This is a genomic window from Psychrobacter immobilis (assembly GCF_904846175.1).
GTDB classification, from domain to species: Bacteria; Pseudomonadota; Gammaproteobacteria; order Pseudomonadales; family Moraxellaceae; genus Psychrobacter; species Psychrobacter immobilis_E.
Window position 1 is genome coordinate 116,025 of record NZ_CAJGZM010000007.1, and the last position, 20,276, is coordinate 136,300.

The following is a 20,276-nucleotide window of genomic DNA, read 5'->3' on the forward strand; positions in this document are numbered from 1 at the left end:
TTTATCGCTTAGAAAAATATCATTAGTGTTCGTTATATTTTCCTAAATAAATAAAAATAGTTATATGAATCAATATTTTAGATAAAATAGCGATATACCAACCATTACCTTTACATAAGAAGTGAATTATTTACAAAAAAAAGTAATTTAACCTGTTGCAGTTGAGAAAAGCTGTTATAATCAGCCTGTACTCAAAGGATTTGAGGCAAGAACAGATAGTATATCTTATAGATATATCAAGGGTTTAAGTCGACGCATTCAGCAGAAAATACTTGAGTATATATCAATTAATCGGTGATGACACACGTCTCGCCAACAGTTAAAGAGTTAGGAAAATTTATGTCAGATAAAGTTGAAGGCACTGTAAAGTGGTTTAATGAAGCTAAAGGTTTTGGTTTTATCGCGCAAGACAACGGCGGACAAGACGTATTCGCTCACTACAGCGCTATCCAAGGCGGTGGTTTCAAAACTCTAGCCGAAGGCCAAAAAGTGTCTTTCATCTTAGGTGATGGCAAGAAAGGCCCACAAGCTGAGCAAATCGAAGCTATCTAATCTAATTTGTTATTAAGTAAGCTGATTTCAGCAAGCCTAATAATAGTAAGATTAATCAATATGCATTGATACCTTTGTTTGTTAAAACAATAAAAATACTGTTTAGACTTTAAAAAAAAGCAACCTCTCATCAGGTTGCTTTTTTTATGCAATTTTTCTAATAAAATAAACTAAATATTTAAGCTTATCGTCATTAAGGTTGCAAATAGAATAGTAGGTTTTTAATGTAATAACAGCTTCAAGTAAGAGATAGCCGACTAGCAGTCAGTCTATAAAAGGCGGAAAGCGTGATAAATATTGTACTGCTTAGGGCGTTTAATAAGATAAATGGTTAATTAATGCGCTTATAGACGCTTTTTGCAATAATGGTGACAAATTTATGACGCATTATTCACGGCGTTGTCTTGACCTTATGAGCCTGCTCACGCAAGATAGATAGGTCTGATAATAACGGTTGGCTTAGCTTTAACAGCAAATTTTAATGCTTTACTCTTAAATTTCTATTTTTAGTAAATGCAAAGTAATGAATAACAAATATCATGGCGATATACTTTTAGTGATTGGCTTATGAGTGTTTATTTGAAATTTCTGTTAATGTAATAAAAAGCTTTAGTAATATTTTGAACGACAATTTGAACAACAGTTTAAAAAAATGAACTCTTGGTTCTTAACTGGCAATTTTAATTCATAACATTAATAAACGAGGAACGTATGAAAGCATTAGTAGCGGTCAAGCGTGTCATTGATTACAACGTAAAAGTTCGTGTAAAAGCTGATAACTCTGGCGTAGATTTATCTAACACTAAAATGTCAATTAACCCTTTTGATGAAATTGCTGTTGAAGAAGCGGTTCGTTTAAAAGAAGCGGGCGTGATTGATGAAATCATTGTGGCATCGATTGGTCCAAAAGAATCACAAGAGCAAATTCGCGCCGCTTTAGCATTGGGCGCTGATCGTGGTATTTTGGTCGTGTCTGATCAAAAACCTTATCCATTACAAATTGCTAAAATACTTAAGAGTATTGCTGAATCTGAGTCTACTGATATTATCCTTTTAGGTAAGCAAGCGATTGATGATGACAATAACCAAACTGGTCAGATGCTCGCGGCATTGATGGGCATTGGTCAGGGTACGTTCGCGTCAGAAGTAAAAGTTGACGGTAGTAAAGTAAATGTCACACGTGAAATTGACGGTGGTTTGCAGACCCTAGCGCTTGAGCTACCAGCGGTTATCACCACTGACTTACGTTTAAATGAGCCACGTTACGCTAAATTGCCTAACATTATGAAAGCTAAAAAGAAACAGCTTGATGAGAAAACACCTGCTGATTTCAGTGTTGATATGACATCTAAGCAAGAAATTATCAAAGTCGTGCCACCTGCTGAGCGTAAAGCTGGTATCAAAGTGGGTTCAGTTGACGAGTTGATCGATAAGCTAAGAAATGAAGCAAAAGTTATTTAATGATTGAATAATTTGCTACGGCATATCATGTACAACGTTATGAAGTTTGAGTAGTTTAGTATTTAAGCTAAATCGACAAATAACGCTGTACACAAACAACCGCATGAATAGATGATACGAATAAATAAAGGACAAAAACAATGGCAATTTTGGTATATGCAGAACATGACAATGCCAGTCTAAAAAAGGCAACTTTGAACACAATCGCTGCCGCTCAGCAAATCGGCGGTGATATCCATGTATTAGTAGCTGGTAGTGGCGCACAAGCGGTCGCTGATGAAGCGGCTAAAGCGGCAGGCGTGACTAAAGTATTATTAGCAGATAACGCCGCTTATGAGCATCAATTGGCTGGTAACGTTGCGTTATTGGTTGCTGATATTGCTGGTGATTATAGCCATATCATTGCACCTGCTACTACTACTGGTAAGAACTTTATGCCACGTGTAGCGGCTTTACTTGACGTAAGCATGTTGTCAGAAATCTCTGCTGTGATAGATGCACAAACGTTTGAGCGTCCTATCTATGCAGGTAACGCCACGGCAACCGTTAAGACGACCGAAGATAAAGTCGTAATGACCGTACGTACGACAGCCTTTGATCCAGTAGCAAGTGAAGGTGGTTCAGCGACTGTTGAAGCTATCGACAACGTGCAAGAGACTGGTAAAGCAAGCTTCGTTAATGAAGAGATGGCCAAATCTGACCGTCCTGAATTGACATCAGCAAGCATCGTGGTTTCTGGTGGTCGTGCATTGGCAAATGGTGAAAACTTCACTAAATACATTGAGCCATTAGCTGACAAGCTAGGCGCTGCTGTTGGCGCATCACGTGCCGCTGTGGATGCAGGTTATGTACCAAACGATATGCAGGTTGGTCAAACGGGTAAAATCGTTGCTCCAGACCTATATATCGCAGCTGGTATCTCTGGTGCCATTCAGCATTTAGCTGGTATGAAAGATTCTAAAGTCATCGTTGCTATCAACAATGATCCAGAATCACCTATCGCTAGCGTTGCTGATTACTTCTTAGAAGCTGATTTATTCGAAGCGTTACCTGAGCTGACTAGCAAGATTTAATTGTTACCTCTTGCATAAGTAATGAAACAAAAAAGACCCGCTATAAAAATAGCGGGTTTTTTTATGTCTATTCTGAAGTCTTATTGAAACATTTATTTATATTGTCTGAGGTTGCTATTTTATAGGATAATCTTCTATAGTAGACTAAAGTAATATCTAGCTATTAAGTAATACGTTTTTTATAAATGATATTATCATTATGGCGCTATGTGATTATCTATTTTGAATAAACGGAATCAAGAATCTAGGTCAAATAAAGTTTTTCAATGATAAAAATTTATTTTATAAGCTAGTCAATATGCTGATTAATTTTTTAAATAGTTAGGAGGAAAGGATGAATGTAGCAATGGATTTTACAGAACAGTTACCTAAAGAATGGGATGATTGGATTACGACGAATATTATGCGGGGTATTTCAAAAGAGGTAATTATACAGACACTAAAAGACAATAAATTTTCAGATACTCAAATTCAAATAGCTTTGAAGAAAGGTTTAAATAGAGATACAAATGAAAGTAAACAAGATATTAGAAAGCTGCCAAACAATTTGAAAGAATGGGTGGGTTTAAATTTACTACAAGGAGTGAGTAAAGATAATATCGCCCAAGTATTATTGCAACAAGGTTATACTCATGCAGAGGTTTTACTAGAACTAGAAACCGCATCTAAAAGCCCTTATTTGAAAGCCGGACTTAAACCTACTAAAATTTTAAATAAACGAGAATGGCTTCTTCAGACCTGCGACGATCTAGCTAGATTGGATCCCGGATACAATCAAAAAATTGATGTCATCGATACGCCAGCGTTTGAAACCTTTATTAGAGATTATTATAGCAAGCACAAACCTGTGGTACTAAAAAATGGTATTAATCATTGGCCTGCCCTCAAAAAGTGGAGCCCACAATACTTTGCTGAAGTTTTAGGAGATGCAGAAATTGAGGTGCAGTTTGATCGCGAGACTGATGCGCTTTTTGAGCGCCATTCTGATAAGTATCGCAAATCGATGCTGATGTCTGAATTTGTCAATATGATAGAAAATGACGGTGAAAGTAATAACTATTATATGACTGCCAATAACACGCAACAAAACGTTGAAGCCATTAAGCCAGCACTTGATGACATAGGTGATTTTGGTGAAGGCTACCGCCATCTTCTAGATAATGATGCAGCTTTTAGTACGTATTTTTGGATGGGGCCCAAAGGTACCTTTACGCCATTGCATCATGACTTAACTAACAACATGTTGGTTCAAGTATATGGCTCTAAGAAGGTTACTTTGATTCCAGCTTGGCAAGTGCCTTGGCTCTATAATGACTTGCACGTGTATAGTGAAGTAGATTTTCCTAATTTCGATCTAAAAAAGCACCCATTAATGCAGCATGTGACACCAGTTGAAGTCACTATTAATGCAGGTGATGCGTTATTCATTCCTATTGGATGGTGGCATTGCGTAGAAGGGTTAGATAAATCTATTAGCATTAGTTTCACCAACTTTAACGCACCGAATAACTATTCTGCGAGCTTCATGGCCGCACAAGGTTGATGCGTTTATAGAGTTAAGCAAATAAGCTCTAAATAAAAACGACTAAATAAATACAATTATTTATTTAGTCATTTTTTTATCTATTCTACATATATGACTTTATGTTTTAAGAGTAGTTTCTCTGACGCAGAGTCTCATACAAGCACAATGAGCCTGCAATCGCTACATTCAAGCTTTCTTGCCCATTAGGCTGCGGTAGAGCGATAGGGGTGGCACACTGCATCAACTCATCACAAACGCCTTGCCCTTCATGTCCCATAATCCAAGCAATAGGTTGCTTTAAATCATGCTGATAAATGACTGTATCGGTATGCGAGCTGGTCGCAAATAGCGGCGTTTGTACATAATCCAAAATATCTTGCACACTTAGATCTTCATAAATGGTTAGGGCAAAATGCGCGCCCATACCTGCTCTAAGCGTCTTTGGTGACCATGCTTGCGCAGTAGCACCGGTACACAGGATGTTGCGTATGCCAACTGCAGCAGCAGTACGTAATAGCGTGCCAACATTCCCATTGTCTTGTACATCATTGAGAATTAGGCAGTCATCACTAATTGCTGCTAAGCTGGGCACTGGTATATTAATCAGCGCCATAATGTCGATACCGGTACCTAAGCTACGAATACTCTTATACAGGGTATCAGACAAAGTCAAGATAGGCGTGTAGGTCGGTAGTCGCGTTAAAATCTGCTGAACTTCAGGATGCTGATGCGCTGAGTCTGCAAGCAGTATTTGCACGAACGGATAATCGCTACGCAAAGCCGCATCGATTAAATGCACACCCTCAATGACGGTTTGACCTTGCTTTTTGCGTTGGCGCGCTTGCGTCAATAAGCCTTTGACAAGCTTGACGGTCGTGTTTTTATCTGAGGTAATAAGCTCGGTGGGATTTGCTACCATAATGGTTCGCTTAGAAAAAAATATATAAAGTTTGAACCGTTATTATAAGGACTATCAACATAAGGTATATCGATTATATCGCTTTGTAATGACGGTTAGCAGATTGGGGTCAGCTGAATTATTTATCAGTATAATTTACATGCAGATTCTTAACATACTCGACTTCATTTTTGCTACCAAGTACCACAGGCACACGTTGGTGAATATCAGTTGGTGCTATATCCAAGATACGATTGACTGCGTCAGTAGCAGCACCGCCTGCACGCTCAATGAGTAAGCTCATCGGATTGGCCTCATACATGAGGCGTAACTTGCCCGCTTTATTCGCATATTTTGTATCAAATGGATAAGTGAAAATCCCGCCACGGCAAAGAATACGATGTACATCGCCGACCATCGCCGCCACCCAGCGGGTATTGAAATCGCGACTACGAACACCAGTTTTGCCAGCGATGAGTTCGTCGATATACTGCTGCATCGGCGCGCGCCAGTAGCGATAGTTTGACGCATTGATAGCGTATTCACTGGTATCAGCATCGATGGTGACATTTTCTTCTATCAGCACATACTCATTGGTATCAGGGTCTAAGCTAAACATCACGACATTATCGGCGATGGTCAGCGCCAATACCGTAGAGGTACCATATAATAAATAACCGGCGGCTAACTGTTGATTACCAGCTTGTAAGAAGTCGCTATTTTTACTGATTTGACCTTGGCGTTGGTACGGTAAAATAGAGAAGATCGTACCGACAGCCATATTAATATCGATATTTGATGAGCCGTCAAGTGGGTCGAACAATACCAGTAAACTACCATCAGCATTGGCAGGGGTGGCATCATCGAGCTCTTCTGAAGCGACACCCGCACAATGGCTGTTTTTTGCCAACGCATCTAATAATAAATCGTTAGCTAATACGTCGAGTTTTTTCTGCTCTTCACCTTGAACATTTTGATTGCCCGCTTCGCCAAGAATATCTGCTAGCGCGCCTTTTCTCAGTAATTGCGAAATGGTCTTACCGACATCAGTCACGGTAGTAATCACGTCATTTAGGGCAGGGTTGCTGGCATGAGCGTCTAGGTAGTTTGCTAAGGTTTTCATAATGGTTCCTGATAAAAGCTATTAAAATGAATGTTTTTAAAATTGAGGCAAGTGAGGGTAAAGAGTATATAAAGGTTTGAGAAGTCTTTTAGGTCACACTTAATGGCATGAAATCTGGTAAATTTTTAAATACCCCGCAAGGCATCTTTGTCCTGACCACAAAATCAGCTACACTAGCGCTATTATTATTTATTTATCGTTTGGCTAAGCGGATTTCTAATGGTGATTTTAACAAGTCTACGGCTATTGCCCAAAAAGAGGACAAAGACGTCTGTTTTTACGGCGTTATGTCTGTCATTGCCATAGGTGTAAATTGTAGCAAATAAGTGCCGAAATGTCCTTGTCTCCGTGCTTATCGACCATAAATCGCCAAAAAACGCATAAATGATGCTTAGCAAATCATATAAACCAACAATAAAGACCTGCCATTATGCCAAATTCTACCGATAGCCGCTCAACCCAGACAGTCTCGCCAACGGATTATGCTAAATTCGACCCTGATACCATTCATGAGAAACTGGATGCGTCGTTGAGTCGTCCGCAGCTGAATGCTGATGGTAGCATTCGCCATTTTTTGGGTGTGGAAGGTCTTAATAAAGCGCAATTACAATCAATTATTGCCAAAGCTGAGTCGTTTTTTGATGATAATGGGCAACTGATTAACCGCCCTGAGCTTGAAGGCTATACGGTGATGAATTTGTTTTTTGAACCATCGACGCGTACCCGTACCACTTTTGAAGTCGCGGAAAAGCGTCTCGGTGCCAATGTCTTAAACATCGATATCGAGCGCTCTAGTACCAAAAAAGGTGAAAGCTTGCGCGACACCTTGTGGAATCTACAAGCGATGACGGCAGATATCTTTGTGGTACGGCATTCAGCGTCGGGCGCTGCTCATTTCATGGCCACAGAAGTAACACCAGATATTGCCATTATTAATGGCGGTGATGGCTGGCATGCGCATCCAACGCAAGGGATGCTTGATATGCTGACCATTCATCGTGAAGCGCCGCGACCATTTGAAGAGTTGTCAGTGGCTATCGTCGGTGATATTAAGCATTCACGGGTTGCACGCTCAGATATCAGTGCCCTACAAACCTTGGGTGTAAAAGACATCCGCGTCTGCGCGCCGCGTACTTTGTTACCGAAAGGTATTGAGCGTTTCGGCGTACAAGTCTATGAAGATATGAATGACTGTGTCACGGACTGTGATGTCATTATGGGATTAAGAATACAAAATGAGCGCATTGGCTCGCCGCTGCTGGCGTCATCGAGTGAATATTATAAACACTATGGTATTACACCAGAGCGCATGGCATTGGCTAAGCCTGATGCCTTGGTGATGCATCCAGGGCCGATGAACCGTGGGGTTGAGATTGCCTCAAGCGTCGCCGATGGTGTGCAATCTGTGATTTTAAAGCAGGTAAATAACGGTATCGCTATTCGTATGGCTGTGTTGTCACTGGCAATGGAAGGTCAGCGCGCTCATCAAGCCGCAAGTAAGTAAACCTCTGCCACGCTGCTTTATATTTATTTATCCCATTTTATTGATACGGTAATAACGCTCATGACCACTATGTTAAATACGGATGCACCGATAATTAACCATCTTCCTCAAGCATTTAAAGACTCATTACCAAATGCTGCAACAGATAAATTAGCTGCAGTTGCAGCGGGCCGTGAAATGTGGCTGCTACCGCCATTAGTTGATTTATGCGCGCGCCTACGTGAGCCGGGGCAACAACAACACGGCACTTTAGAGTCAGAAGGGCGCGCTGCCCGTGGCAATGGTTTTTTGCATGTGGTGATTCCGCCTGATACCAATCCTATTTTAGAAAACGGCTCGCTGTTAAAAGGTTTACGCGAGCGTGCGCTTGATGATGGCGGTATTTATTTGCATATTTTAGGTGCGTTGACAGAAGGACTTCGAGGAGAGAATCCATCCAATATTGCTGGTCTTAAAAAAGGCGGCTGTATTGCGGTCTCTAACGCGCGTCGCCCTTTTCGCAATGACTTAGTGTTACTGCGCACACTGGAATATGCGGCTACTTTTAATATGAAAGTATTCTTTTATCCTGACGAGCCAAGTCTATCTGGTGACGGAGTGGCACATGAAGGCTATATCGCGTCATATCATGGTTTGCAAGGGATTCCTTGGATTGCAGAAACGGTTGCTTTGTCAACGCAGTTATTAATGGTGGAAGAAACTGGTATCGCGGCGCATTTTAGCCAGTTATCTTGTAAGTCTTCGATTGAGCTGATGCGCTGGGCGAAAGACAAAGGTTTGCCAGTGACTTGTGATGTAGCGATGCATCAGCTGTACTTAACCGATGATAATTTAAAAGGCTTTAATGCCCAAGCTTATGTACTACCACCGCTGCGTAGTAATACCGATCAGCAAGCTATCCGCCGTGGTTTAAAAGACGGCACTATTGATGCCATTTGCAGTCATCATGAGCCGCTAAATAGTACCGCTAAAAAGGCACCGTTTGCTGAAAGTACGCCCGGTATCTCAAACTTTGATACGTTTATGGCGCTGGCATGTCAGCTAGTACGTGATGAGGTATTAACGCTTGAGCAGTTGGTCGATAAAATCTGCCTTAATCCGGCAAACATCGCAGGTATTAGCGAGCAGTATGAAAATATCGGCGGCGCCGTGTTGGTCGATCCAAATCTTGAGTGGCAAGTGACCACAGAATCCATGCTGTCAAATGGTAAAAATACGCCATTCTTCAATGAGCAGTTGCAAGGGCGTGTGGTGGAGACTTTCTTTGGCTAATTTGCCTAGGCAGGATGATAAGCTGCAACCATCCTCGAAGGATAACGACCAAGATTTAACCAGCCAGCAGCATACACCGCTCAGTGGCGTTAGTACCTCTAGCGAATCTATTAAAGCAGTCGCAATATATGAAGTGGTCAAAGGCGTCGGTGCGTTATTAGGGGCGGGGGCTTTATGGTCATGGCATAGCGACCTTGAGCATTGGCTAACGACAGCGACCGCTTCTTGGCAACAAACCTTTGGGCAGCTACTGGCACCGCAAGTTGATAGTGCAGTGCGTATAGCCCAGCAGGCAAGCAAAAATTGGCCAGTATTCTTGTTAATAATTTTTGCTTATGCCAGTTTGCGCTTTCTTGAAGCCTATGGTTTGTGGCAAGACAAAACCTGGGCGTATTGGTTTGGGGTATTAGGCTACGGGATATTTATTCCTATTGAGATTTACTATCTGTTTGCTAGCCCATTTGACTGGTTTAAACTTGCCATCTTGGTATCAAATATTATTATAGTCATCGTGGTTTATCGCAATATGAAGCGCAAGGGTTTGATATAACTAGGCTGTTATACAAACGAATAAACGGGTTTAATAGACATAAAAAAGCCAGTATATTATCTTATACTGGCTTTTCTTTTAATAAAACGGCTAAATAAAAACTATTTAAAGGCTATATCTCTGCGACTTTCTCATCCGTACGAATGCTTTTGGCGACTTTACCAACGCTCAAACCTTGTACCAAGATAGAGAATATCACCACCGCATAAGTCAGCGCCAATAAAATATCGCGCTCGCTGCCAGCAGGCAATTGCAATACCAAAGCAACCGAAATACCACCACGTAATCCGCCCCATGTCAGCACTTTCCATGCGCCTGTCGGTAAATCAAGCTGACGATGAAAGGTTTTGGTCGTCATACCTACAACGATAAAGCGTGCCAGTAGGGCAATAATAATTGTTAAACCAGCGGCGATAAATAGGTTGCCCGAATAGGCAATCATGACTACTTCAAGACCAATTAATACAAATAAAATAGCGTTGAGGATTTCATCGATTAATTCCCAAAATAAATCAATATAATGACGCGTCTTATCGCTCATTGCCAATGCCCGTCCGCGATTACCCACCATTAAGCCCATCATTACCATCGCAAGTGGACCTGATAAATGCCAATGGCTGGCGAGTGCATAACCGCCTATCACGCCTGCCAACGTTAATAAGACTTCTTCTTGGTAGCTGTCGATGCTTTTAAGCATGTAATACAAAATTGCCCCGAGTACCAGACCAAAGATAATACCGCCACCAGCTTCAACGGCTAATGTATGGGCGACATAATTTGCCGTTGGAATATCGCCGCTCGATAAAATACCGAGTAGCAGTACGAAAATAACCACCCCGATACCATCATTAAATAAAGATTCACCGGCGATGACGGTTTCAATACTTTTTGGTGCGCCTGCCGATGCCAAAATACCCATGACGGCAATTGGATCGGTCGGTGATATCAAAGCACCAAACAATAAGCACCACAAAAACGGCAGCCCAAAACCAAAGAGCGGCAGCATAAAGTACAGGGCAGCGGCAATTAATAGCGCCGATACGATAGTGCCAATACAGGCAAGGATACCAATAGGTAATTTATAACGTTTTAAATCGCCAATATTGACATGGAGCGCGCCAGCAAAGAGCAACATAGACAGCATGCCGTCTAATAAGACTTCGGTAAAATCAAGCTGCTCCAATAGACTTACTTCGTAATCAATCAGCTGATCAAAACCTAAAAAGCCCAAAAATATCGCACCGATAGATAATAAAATGGAGATAACCATCACGCCAATAGTCGTTGGTAGGCCGATAAAGCGATGATTCACATAAGTCAGTAAGGCGGTAATCGATAAAAAAATAGCGCTGATTTCTAATATGGTCAAGCTGCTGGTAGGAGCCATAAAAAAGGTCTCAAATAATGATAAAAAATTGCCCTAAATTTAGAACTTAGAAAGTTTGAATGGGTTTTATGTTAGTTACTTTTGCGTTGGCTTGCCAGTTATGAATGGCAAAATTATTATTAGCAATAAAGCCTGTTTTAGATATTACCTTGATTGTGTTTGTAGTGCTTGATGAATGTGAGCATCCAACTTAGAGGCATAAGCAAAGTATTGATGTTGGGCGTCTTCTTCAAGGATAAATTGTTTGGCTTGTTGGCACATGGCGATTAAGTCATCGACCAATTCTTGATAGCTGAGATTGTCTTGTGCAGCACGTTCAATCAATGTCAGCTCATGTAATAGCGTTTGCTGCTGGACATTATTAACTTGGGCATAATTGAGATCCACCAATGCCTGACAAAGCGCCTTTAATACCATTAAGTCTGCGGTTGCGTAACGCCGTATCTCACCAAGCGATGTATCAATAAAGTCTGATATTTTGGGGGTATGAGTCACGACGGCTAATATGGCGACGCGTGGTTTATTGCTTACGCTTTCAATATTGCTGTTATTTGAGCTTGCTTTATCTGGCGTCGGTTGATGTGACCTTGATTGATTTAGCGTCGACTTATCTGGGTTTGGTAGATAGAAGTGATAGGGACTGGGTGGCTGACGACGCATCATAATACTTAGACAAGCGGTCAAAGACTGCACACAGTTGACCGCTGTTTTTGGATCATTGATACCCGGTGATAAGGCGCGTACCGCAATCTCAGTCATTTGTCCTAAGCTATAAGCGATATCGTTGGAGTGGCTTAAGCGTTGCTCAATACGTATACAGCCAGCAAAGCGCTGCCAGAACAACCCATCGGGCGCACGTGGGACGATAGCAAGCTTTAGTGTGTTGGTTTGATGGCGATTGTCTGAATGGGCGGCTGGACGCTTATAAAAATAGCCAATAATATTTCTATCAGTGACAAAATTACCAAGATTAGCCTTTATTTGCACCACACCCGCATAATCTTGGGTCAGGGTGATAAGGGACTCAAAGTAGATTTGCTGAATATAACCTGAGCTTGGTGAATAAATCGGCGTGGCAGGCCAAGTATGGAATTGTTCGACGTCGTGATACTCAACGTCACGTTGATGCTCGATATCGCAGCGGTCTTTATACCAGTAGTGAATGTTTTTAATTGCCTCATTACTTGCGCCTTGAATCACATGCGATGCCTGAATCGCATGCACCATATGCTGCACAAAATAAACCAATAATAAAGCGCAAATAATCGCCATGATAATGGCAAAGGTCACCGCCAATTGCGGCACCCCAAAACCAACATCATATTTATGAATCGCTTTTAACACCAATAAACTATAGCTAAAGGTGCCAATAAACGCACCTAAGACAAATTGATTGGGCGTATCTGTCAAAAAATTACGCAGCAATCGGGGGCCAAATTGTGAAGATGCCATCGACAACACTGCAATCGTAATCGAAAAGGTGGTACCGGCAACACCGAGTACGGCGCCAGCAATGGTGGTCATAATAGCGCGAGCGGCATCATCATCACCTGTAAAAGCAAAGGTAAGTTCTCTGACCGTCTCGCGGTCGAAATGTTCATCAATGGTGACCAATAAAGGTGCCAGTAAAATACCTACTACTACGCAAGCGGTTGGAATAAACCAATAAGAGCCAATAAGCTGTTGCCATAGATTTCTTAGGCGATCAGGTAAATCGGTCAGCGTCTGTAGCGACCAGAGCTGGGTCAATTGCTTTAGCCTGTGCATGATTGTGAGCCATGCCGATTTAAGCCAGCCATTTTTAGGGTGTTTGTCCAATATTGTGTGCTCCAAAAATGACCTAAAAACCGACCTAAGAATAATCCCACTATTATTAACAAGGTAGGGATTCTATTTGGCTAATAAAATCTCTTAAAAGTAAATTACCTTACCATATAAGCCATAAAAATTTAGTAAAAAATAAGCCCCTATGATAGGAGCTTATTTATAAATTATTGTTAATATAAAAAACTATAAAAAATGATAATGAGCTAAGTAGCTGTTGGATTATCCGCTTCAGTAATGATATCGCCTCTATTGGTAGCGAGTTTACTATCAGCATTGACTTTATCATCGCCAATGTCTTTAGGAATGATGATTTCATTATTGCGCTCATCGCATTCTATATCGCTTTCTTTGTCATAAGCGACCGGATCAAAGCGCGGCGTGTCGTTATCACTGCCTTTATTTTCTTTAGATAAATGGCTAGGCGTAGCAGCGCTCGATTTTCTAAAGAGTTTAGAGCGATCTTTTTTAGCTAAATCGGCTTCATTTTCCGCTGATTTTTTACGTGGTTCACTGTGAGTAAAGATAGCATTTAGCGGCACATTCAATTGCTGTTTGGCATAGGCTTCTGTATTTTCAAAGCGATTGACCAATAAGCTTAGCCAAGGTTTTTGATCCTTTGGACTCATCTCATCAAGCTCATCTTTGATAGGCAATGGATAAGGCAAAGTGCGATAAAAGTCCCACAAGGTCATTTTGCTCAAATCTTTTTTCAGCACATAATCTTCTTCTTCCGTCATGGTGATTAAATTGCTGTCTTGCAGATATTTAAGATAGGTATACCATTTTGGCAGCTCTTTGCGCCCCAATACATTGCGTAGCGCCTGTTCACTGACTGCCTCACCTTTTAAATGATGGGTATAAACGAGATTTAACATATCGAGTAAACTTAAGAGCGGATGGCGTGGATAGACTTCTTCGGTCTCGAAAATAGTCAAGGTATAACTAATCTCAACGCCCAACAAAATCAAATTCCAAGACAGGTATATCCATAATAAGAAAATTGGCAGCGCCGCAAACGCACCATAAATGACTTCATAGCTGGTAAAGTTTGCCATCACGGTACCAAAAAGATTCTTCATTAGCTCAAAGATAATCGCGACAAATACACCCGCAATAGCGGCGTTTTTTGCAGGGACACGGGCTTTTGGAATGAACCAATACATACTGATAAAACCAGCGACTGTAATACCAAAGGAGACGACTTGTACCCAAAACGACCAGTCGATGCCATAACCTGCAATCTGTCGGTTTAAAAAACTTAGGCTTTGTACTGCACTTGAGGCAAGAAATGCTGTACCCAACACTAATGGTCCCAAAGTGACAATGGTCCAATAGCGCAACATGCTTTTCATACCGCCGGAGCGATTTTCTACCCGCCAGATTTGGTTAAAAGCACGCTCAATGGTGGTCAAAGTCATGATGGTGGTAAAGACTAAAACCATCGCGCCAATAATAGTCAGGTTTGATGATTGCTCAGCAAAGGTATTGATATATTTGCTGACCTGTAAGCTTGATTGAGGTAGCAAGTTGCTATATACCACCTCATAAATCTGCGCTCTGACGGAAGCCAAAGCTGGCACTGAGGATAAAATCATCAAAAGCACGGTTAAGATAGGCACAATTGACAATAAAGTCGTGTAGGTGAGTGACGCAGCTTTTTGTTGACAGTCGTCTTCAAAAAAATGCCGAGTCAGAAAACGCAGAAACTGAAACCAACGTTGGTGTAAAAAAGGGATTTTTTTTAATAGATTTTCCATGACAACCATTTAGCAGGAATAAGAGTGCAAATAGTGTAGCAAAAATGGCCGTCCACAATCTGCCACTTAATTGTGTCAAAATGCATTAAGTAATCGTAAGTTTAAGGTTGTCTATACCATCTGTACAATTATAATGCTAAGTGCGCTTTGTTTGCATGTCAGTGAATGACTCGGGCATAATGTGTACATCAATTTATAATGCTTGTTGTCTGCTATATATATAGCTGAAATAACACATATATCAAATAACAACCTCAATGTTTTTAGAAGGAAGTTTTGCTAATGAGTCAGACCGCCCCTTATGTTTTGGTGCTTTATTATTCAAATTATGGTACGACTAAGACATTAGCATATGCCATCGCCCAAGGTGTTGAAGACGCTGGTATGACGGCGCGTATTCGCACCGTGCCGACAGTTGCGCCTGAAACTACCGCAAGTAAGCCTGGCATTCCTGATGAAGGCGACCTTTATTGCACCATGGATGATTTAAAAGACTGTAGTGGCCTTGCGCTTGGTAGTCCAACGCACTTTGGTAATATGGCAGCGCCCATGAAGTATTTTTGGGACAATACCGTGACGCTATGGCTAGCCGGCAATCTACAAAACAAACCGGCAGCCGTATTTACCGCCACCGGTTCGATGCACGGCGGACAAGAAACGACATTGCTGACCATGATGATGCCGCTATTGCATCATGGCATGATGATTGTAGGCGTTCCTTATGCTGAGCCTGCTCTAAATCGCACCCGTGGTGGTGGCTCACCTTATGGCGCAAGCCATGTGAGCGGCGCTTTACATGATCAGCCTGTATCGGCAGATGAGCGCGAGCTGGCGATTGCTCAAGGGCGCCGCTTGGCGATTACGGCGTCTGCCTTAGCTCAAGCCAATTGGCAGCGTTAATTGACCTCTATCTATTGCTGCTTGCCGCTATCAATTAGGAAATAAATATCTCTCATGGCTACTAACCGCTCCAATCAGGACAATGACATTCAAACCCCGGCAGAAAAAACAGCTCAGGCTACTAATGCTGTGAAGGCGCAAAAACCGATAACACCTATTCGGCAGCGTTTGATGGTGACATGGTTGGTTTGGCTGGTTTTTAGATTATTGGCGCTGCCGATTTTAATCAGTATTTTTAATCCTAGTAATCCAGATGTTATCGGCGGTATTGCTTGGCAAGCGCTATGGTTGGTACCGGCGTTTGTCTTAACGCCATCGATACTACGCGGACGTTCGCCTTATGCGCTATTGATAGATAGCATGTTTACTCTGGTTTATCTCGGGGCAAGTGGTGTAGTGCTATTCACTCGCATTTATGGCAGTAGTTGGGCTGAAATAGCCGTATATTTGCTCGATTTTATTCTGTTATTTACAATCAACGTTTGGCTGTTTATTCTACTAAAACGCCTACCTTCAATGAATAATGTCGTTAAGCATCCACGTTCTCGCTAGATGAGTTTTGATATCCTATATTGTTGTATCCGGTATTTACAGCAAAAAAGCGGCGCTCTAATTAGAGCGCCGCTTTTTTATGTTAACCCTTTATGCAGAGATAATGGCTTAATTAACCTTGGTTAATTCTAAATCCATCTTCTTACCATCATTAATCTGACTGACTTTTACCGGTAAGTAATCTAAGCTTGGCGCCAACCAAAAACTGGTCGAGCGACTGTTATCATCATGCACACGGTCGACACGGACGGTATCAAAGGTACCCGCTGGCACGGTTATTTTAGTGTTACCAGATTTTTTAAATGGCGTTTTCTCAATCTTATCTTTTTTCGCCATGTAATAGTTGCCAGAGAATTTACCGTTTAACAAGTCTTGGCGAATTTGCACCTCGAGGCTCAAATCATCAAAGGCTTGCTGCGTCATGTTCAGGGTTGTTGATTTGCCTTTATAGTTACTCACTACTTTTTTAGTGCTTGGGTTAAAGTCCAATTTGTGTGTGCGACCAACGCCCAATAGTTTATAAGTGGTACTGGCTTGGGTTGGGATGACATTATTACCGTTAATGGTAAAGGTGCTATTTTGTGCGGCGGTCGCGACACCAGCCACCCGAGCATCGACATTGTATTTCCACGTATTGCCAGACTTATTCAAAGTACGAGTAGCAGTACCTTTATATTTATCTTCAATGGTAAAGCTGTAGTTGGCGCTTGACGGTTCAATGTTCTTGGCGCTGGCAAGGGTAGGTGCGGTCATACTTAAAGCTCCAATGGCAGCAATACTCACCCCCGTAGTTAGGGCGCTTAAAAGTTTAGAGGGGCTGCGTTTTGGGTTGTTAGCATCGGTTGCTAGGGATTGTGTATTATTTGATAAAAAACTCATGGATATTCCTTAATTTGTTTTCAGGCTGTGATATCAGCTGTCATCAGTAACTGTTGTATTTTTATAAATCTTATTATGTGCTCAGCCTTATATATTGTCATACTCTGTTACATTTTCAAGGGCAGCGTTGGAGGCAAGCGTTTGGCTATTGTAGTCAATGTTGCTGGTTTCGCTAAACAGTACATGAGCAGTAACGTGCTGTAAGCTTATTAAGCACTGGTCAGTTATCGACTAGGTATAAACGATATAGTTTAAATTATAAGTATTGCAATGTACCATTCAAATCTATGCTTTTAAAATCACCCTAAAGCCTTTAAGACAGGGTTTTCTAAACAAATCACTTTTAATCCATGATATTCACCACTGAATAAGTGACGATGTGCAAAATTATTGTAAATTTTTGGCCTTTACACTTGAACCGAACTCACCTTGCCCCCACTTTTTGATACAAGCTCAAAGCTTATCTTAAAGACGCTGCTTTTAAGTAGTCATTCTGATAGATCTTGGTATTGAGATCATTAATTCAAATAAACCCTTACTTTAAATAACCAACTTATTGGAGACATATTGATGAATATTCGTCCTTTACATGATCGTATTGTTGTCCGCCGCATAGAAGAAGAAACAAAAACCGCTGGTGGTATCTTGCTTCCTGGTTCTGCGCAAGAAAAGCCTTCACAAGGTGAAGTGCTAGCAACTGGTAACGGTCAGATTCGTGACAACGGCGAAACTCGCGCGTTAGATGTAAAAACTGGCGACAAAGTCTTGTTCGGTCAATATGCTGGTCAAACCGTGAAAGTTGACGGCGAAGAACTACTTATTATGAAAGAATCTGATGTATTGGGTGTGCTAGAAGGCTAGTCCTTTTTGAGTATTTTTATACTCAGCGCATTTAAGACAATTGTTCTTAACAATACTATATCGACTCATTCAATTGTATTTCTATACTTATAATAATGGAGTAATTTAACATGGCTAAAGACGTAAAATTCGGCATTGATGCCCGTAAACAAATGATGGACGGCGTAAACGTTCTAGCAAACGCGGTACGCGTAACCTTAGGGCCTAAAGGTCGTAACGTGGTTATCGATAAATCATTTGGCGCGCCTACCATCACTAAAGATGGTGTTTCAGTTGCCAAAGAAATCGAGCTTGAAAACAAATTTGAAAACATGGGCGCTCAATTGGTCCGTGAAGTGGCTAGCCGTACTAATGATGTTGCTGGTGATGGTACAACGACTGCAACTGTATTGGCTCAGTCAATCTTGCAAGAAGGCATGAAATCAGTTGCTGCTGGCATGAACCCAATGGATCTAAAACGCGGTATCGATAAAGCGGTACGTGCAGCGGTTGAGCAAATTCATTTACTATCAACGCCAGCTGATGATTCAAAAGCGATTGCCCAAGTTGGTTCTATCTCTGCTAACTCAGACACCAAAATTGGTGAGTTGATTGCTGAAGCGATGGAAAAAGTCGGTAAGCAAGGCGTTATCACTGTTGAAGAAGGTTCAAGCTTTGAAGATACCTTAGAAGTTGTGGAAGGTATGCAGTTTGACCGTGGTTATATCAGCCCATATTTTGCGAATAAACAAGACAGCTTAACGGCTGAATTTGAAAACCCGTATATCTTGCTTGTTGATAAAAAAATCAGCAATATCCGTGAAATCGTGCCATTACTTGAACAAGTCATGCAGCAGAGCAAACCATTGCTAATCATTGCTGAAGACGTAGAAAACGAAGCATTAGCGACGTTGGTTGTAAACAACATGCGTGGTGGCTTAAAAACTTGTGCCGTAAAAGCACCAGGTTTTGGCGATCGTCGTAAAGCAATGCTTGAAGATATCGCAACGCTAACTGGCGGTACCGTGATTTCTGAAGAGATTGGTCTGAGCCTAGAGACTGCGACCCTTGAGCAATTGGGTACGGCTAAAAAAGTCACTATCGGTAAAGAAAACACCGTTATCGTTGATGGCGCTGGTAACTCTGCTGATATCGAAAACCGCGTTGAATCTATCAAACGTCAAGTTGAAGAATCAACGTCTGACTACGATAAAGAAAAGCTTCAAGAGCGTATGGCGAAACTGGCTGGCGGCGTTGCCGTTATCAAAGTTGGCGCTGCAACTGAAACTGAAATGAAAGAGAAAAAAGATCGCGTTGATGATGCACTACATGCCACTCGCGCTGCGGTTGAAGAAGGTGTTGTACCTGGTGGTGGTGTAGCCTTGGTTCGTGCAATGAATGCATTGTCTGAACTACGCGGTGATAACGACGACCAAAATGCGGGTATCAATATCTTACGTCGCGCAATGGAAGCACCATTACGTCAAATCGTGACCAACTCAGGCGAAGAAGCCTCAGTTGTGGTCAACGAAGTGAAGAGCGGTACTGGTAACTATGGTTACAACGCAGCTTCTGGTGAATATGGCGATATGTTAGAGATGGGTATCCTTGATCCAGCAAAAGTAGCTCGTTCAGCACTAGAAAATGCGGCTTCTGTTGCCGGCTTAATGCTCACGACCGAAGTCATGATTACTGATTTGCCGCAGGGTGATGATGGTATGTCTGGCATGGGCGGCGGTGGAATGGGCGGTATGGGTGGAATGGGCGGCATGATGTAATTTTACTTCTGCTACAAAGCGATTTCTCTTTGTCAGACGCGCTCAATGTACAATAGGTACTGTTTTCGCACGTCTTCCTCGATAAATCACTTTTCGCTAGAAGTATGACTTTGTCATAACGTACTTATTAAACCTAGTCCAAATAAAACCCCGATAGGCTGAGCTTATCGGGGTTTTTTATGTTTAAGGTTTTCGTGATTATGAATACTAATTAAGTATTTAATCTTTAAGAAAAAATAGAAAACACTCTAAGGTCATTAATTTTATTGTACTATAGTCAGTTCTTTTTAAATAAGATACAATCGTTTTAAAACAAGCGAAATGGCAGAAGAACAAATGACCTATTCAGCAGATTTTCGAGCACAAGTGATTAGAAGTGTCAAAAACAAAGACATGAG

18 protein-coding genes are annotated in these 20,276 nt (G+C 41.5%); 12 read left to right on the forward strand and 6 right to left on the reverse strand.

Annotation, left to right across the window (positions count from 1 at the left end; translation table 11 throughout):
• Window positions 1–339: 339 nt before the first annotated feature.
• The 4 genes from JMW39_RS10285 to JMW39_RS10300 all read left to right on the forward strand — a co-directional run bounded on the left by JMW39_RS10285 (window position 340) and on the right by JMW39_RS10300 (window position 4,629).
• Complete coding sequence (locus tag JMW39_RS10285) at window positions 340–552, forward strand: cold-shock protein (protein WP_010196799.1); 213 nt, start codon at window positions 340–342, stop codon at window positions 550–552.
• A 711-nt stretch (window positions 553–1,263) separates the two neighbouring features.
• A complete protein-coding gene (locus tag JMW39_RS10290) occupies window positions 1,264–2,013 on the forward strand; it encodes an electron transfer flavoprotein subunit beta/FixA family protein (protein ID WP_201546378.1) in 750 nt (249 codons plus the stop codon).
• A 140-nt stretch (window positions 2,014–2,153) separates the two neighbouring features.
• Complete coding sequence (locus JMW39_RS10295) at window positions 2,154–3,086, forward strand: electron transfer flavoprotein subunit alpha/FixB family protein (protein ID WP_201546379.1); 933 nt, start codon at window positions 2,154–2,156, stop codon at window positions 3,084–3,086.
• 334 nt (window positions 3,087–3,420) lie between these two features.
• Entirely contained in the window at window positions 3,421–4,629 is a 1,209-nt protein-coding gene (locus JMW39_RS10300; protein ID WP_201546380.1) for a cupin-like domain-containing protein, read from the forward strand.
• 106 nt (window positions 4,630–4,735) lie between these two features.
• Here JMW39_RS10300 and JMW39_RS10305 read toward each other — a convergent pair whose 3' ends face one another.
• A complete protein-coding gene (locus JMW39_RS10305; protein ID WP_201546381.1) occupies window positions 4,736–5,530 on the reverse strand; it encodes a TrmH family RNA methyltransferase in 795 nt (264 codons plus the stop codon).
• A 118-nt stretch (window positions 5,531–5,648) separates the two neighbouring features.
• Window positions 5,649–6,632, reverse strand: a complete 984-nt coding sequence (locus tag JMW39_RS10310; RefSeq protein ID WP_201546382.1) for a class 1 fructose-bisphosphatase — start codon at window positions 6,630–6,632, stop codon at window positions 5,649–5,651.
• A 107-nt stretch (window positions 6,633–6,739) separates the two neighbouring features.
• Between JMW39_RS10310 and JMW39_RS10315 the strand changes: the two genes are divergently transcribed.
• The 4 genes from JMW39_RS10315 (at window position 6,740) to JMW39_RS10330 (ending at window position 9,958) form a co-directional block, all read left to right on the forward strand.
• Window positions 6,740–6,958 (forward strand): hypothetical protein, encoded by a 219-nt coding sequence (locus tag JMW39_RS10315; RefSeq protein WP_201546383.1) that lies wholly within the window; start codon window positions 6,740–6,742, stop codon window positions 6,956–6,958.
• Window positions 6,959–7,062: 104 nt separating this feature from the next.
• Window positions 7,063–8,136, forward strand: coding sequence for an aspartate carbamoyltransferase catalytic subunit (locus JMW39_RS10320; RefSeq protein ID WP_201546384.1), 1,074 nt, complete (start codon window positions 7,063–7,065; stop codon window positions 8,134–8,136).
• A gap of 60 nt (window positions 8,137–8,196) precedes the next feature.
• The gene (locus JMW39_RS10325; RefSeq protein WP_201546385.1) at window positions 8,197–9,408 is read left to right on the forward strand and encodes a dihydroorotase; all 1,212 of its coding nucleotides are present in this window, start codon (window positions 8,197–8,199) and stop codon (window positions 9,406–9,408) included.
• Window positions 9,401–9,958, forward strand: a complete 558-nt coding sequence (locus tag JMW39_RS10330) for a DUF2127 domain-containing protein (RefSeq protein WP_227679485.1) — start codon at window positions 9,401–9,403, stop codon at window positions 9,956–9,958. Before JMW39_RS10325 ends, JMW39_RS10330 begins: the two co-directional genes overlap by 8 nt.
• Before the next feature lie 112 nt (window positions 9,959–10,070).
• Here JMW39_RS10330 and JMW39_RS10335 read toward each other — a convergent pair whose 3' ends face one another.
• The 3 genes from JMW39_RS10335 to JMW39_RS10345 all read right to left on the reverse strand — a co-directional run bounded on the left by JMW39_RS10335 (window position 10,071) and on the right by JMW39_RS10345 (window position 14,929).
• The gene (locus JMW39_RS10335; protein WP_201546387.1) at window positions 10,071–11,345 is read right to left on the reverse strand and encodes a cation:proton antiporter; all 1,275 of its coding nucleotides are present in this window, start codon (window positions 11,343–11,345) and stop codon (window positions 10,071–10,073) included.
• Between the two features lie 144 nt (window positions 11,346–11,489).
• Complete coding sequence (locus JMW39_RS10340; RefSeq protein WP_227679486.1) at window positions 11,490–13,163, reverse strand: DUF2254 domain-containing protein; 1,674 nt, start codon at window positions 13,161–13,163, stop codon at window positions 11,490–11,492.
• Between the two features lie 212 nt (window positions 13,164–13,375).
• The gene (locus tag JMW39_RS10345) at window positions 13,376–14,929 is read right to left on the reverse strand and encodes a YihY family inner membrane protein (protein WP_201546388.1); all 1,554 of its coding nucleotides are present in this window, start codon (window positions 14,927–14,929) and stop codon (window positions 13,376–13,378) included.
• A 282-nt stretch (window positions 14,930–15,211) separates the two neighbouring features.
• On the opposite strand from JMW39_RS10345, the gene wrbA reads away from it, so the two are divergent.
• Window positions 15,212–15,829 carry an NAD(P)H:quinone oxidoreductase gene (wrbA, locus tag JMW39_RS10350; RefSeq protein ID WP_201546389.1) on the forward strand — a complete coding sequence of 206 codons (618 nt, stop codon included), beginning with the start codon at window positions 15,212–15,214 and terminating at the stop codon, window positions 15,827–15,829.
• Window positions 15,830–15,883: 54 nt separating this feature from the next.
• Window positions 15,884–16,381: a hypothetical protein gene (locus tag JMW39_RS10355; RefSeq protein ID WP_201546390.1), complete on the forward strand. Its 498-nt coding sequence runs from the start codon at window positions 15,884–15,886 to the stop codon at window positions 16,379–16,381.
• A 108-nt stretch (window positions 16,382–16,489) separates the two neighbouring features.
• Here the strand turns inward: JMW39_RS10355 and JMW39_RS10360 are convergent, their stop codons facing one another.
• Window positions 16,490–17,260: a DUF3108 domain-containing protein gene (locus tag JMW39_RS10360; RefSeq protein WP_201546391.1), complete on the reverse strand. Its 771-nt coding sequence runs from the start codon at window positions 17,258–17,260 to the stop codon at window positions 16,490–16,492.
• Between the two features lie 567 nt (window positions 17,261–17,827).
• Here JMW39_RS10360 and JMW39_RS10365 point away from each other — a divergent pair.
• The gene (locus JMW39_RS10365) at window positions 17,828–18,121 is read left to right on the forward strand and encodes a co-chaperone GroES (protein ID WP_041757514.1); all 294 of its coding nucleotides are present in this window, start codon (window positions 17,828–17,830) and stop codon (window positions 18,119–18,121) included.
• 110 nt (window positions 18,122–18,231) lie between these two features.
• Window positions 18,232–19,878, forward strand: coding sequence for a chaperonin GroEL (gene groL, locus JMW39_RS10370; protein ID WP_201546392.1), 1,647 nt, complete (start codon window positions 18,232–18,234; stop codon window positions 19,876–19,878).
• Window positions 19,879–20,276: the final 398 nt, after the last annotated feature.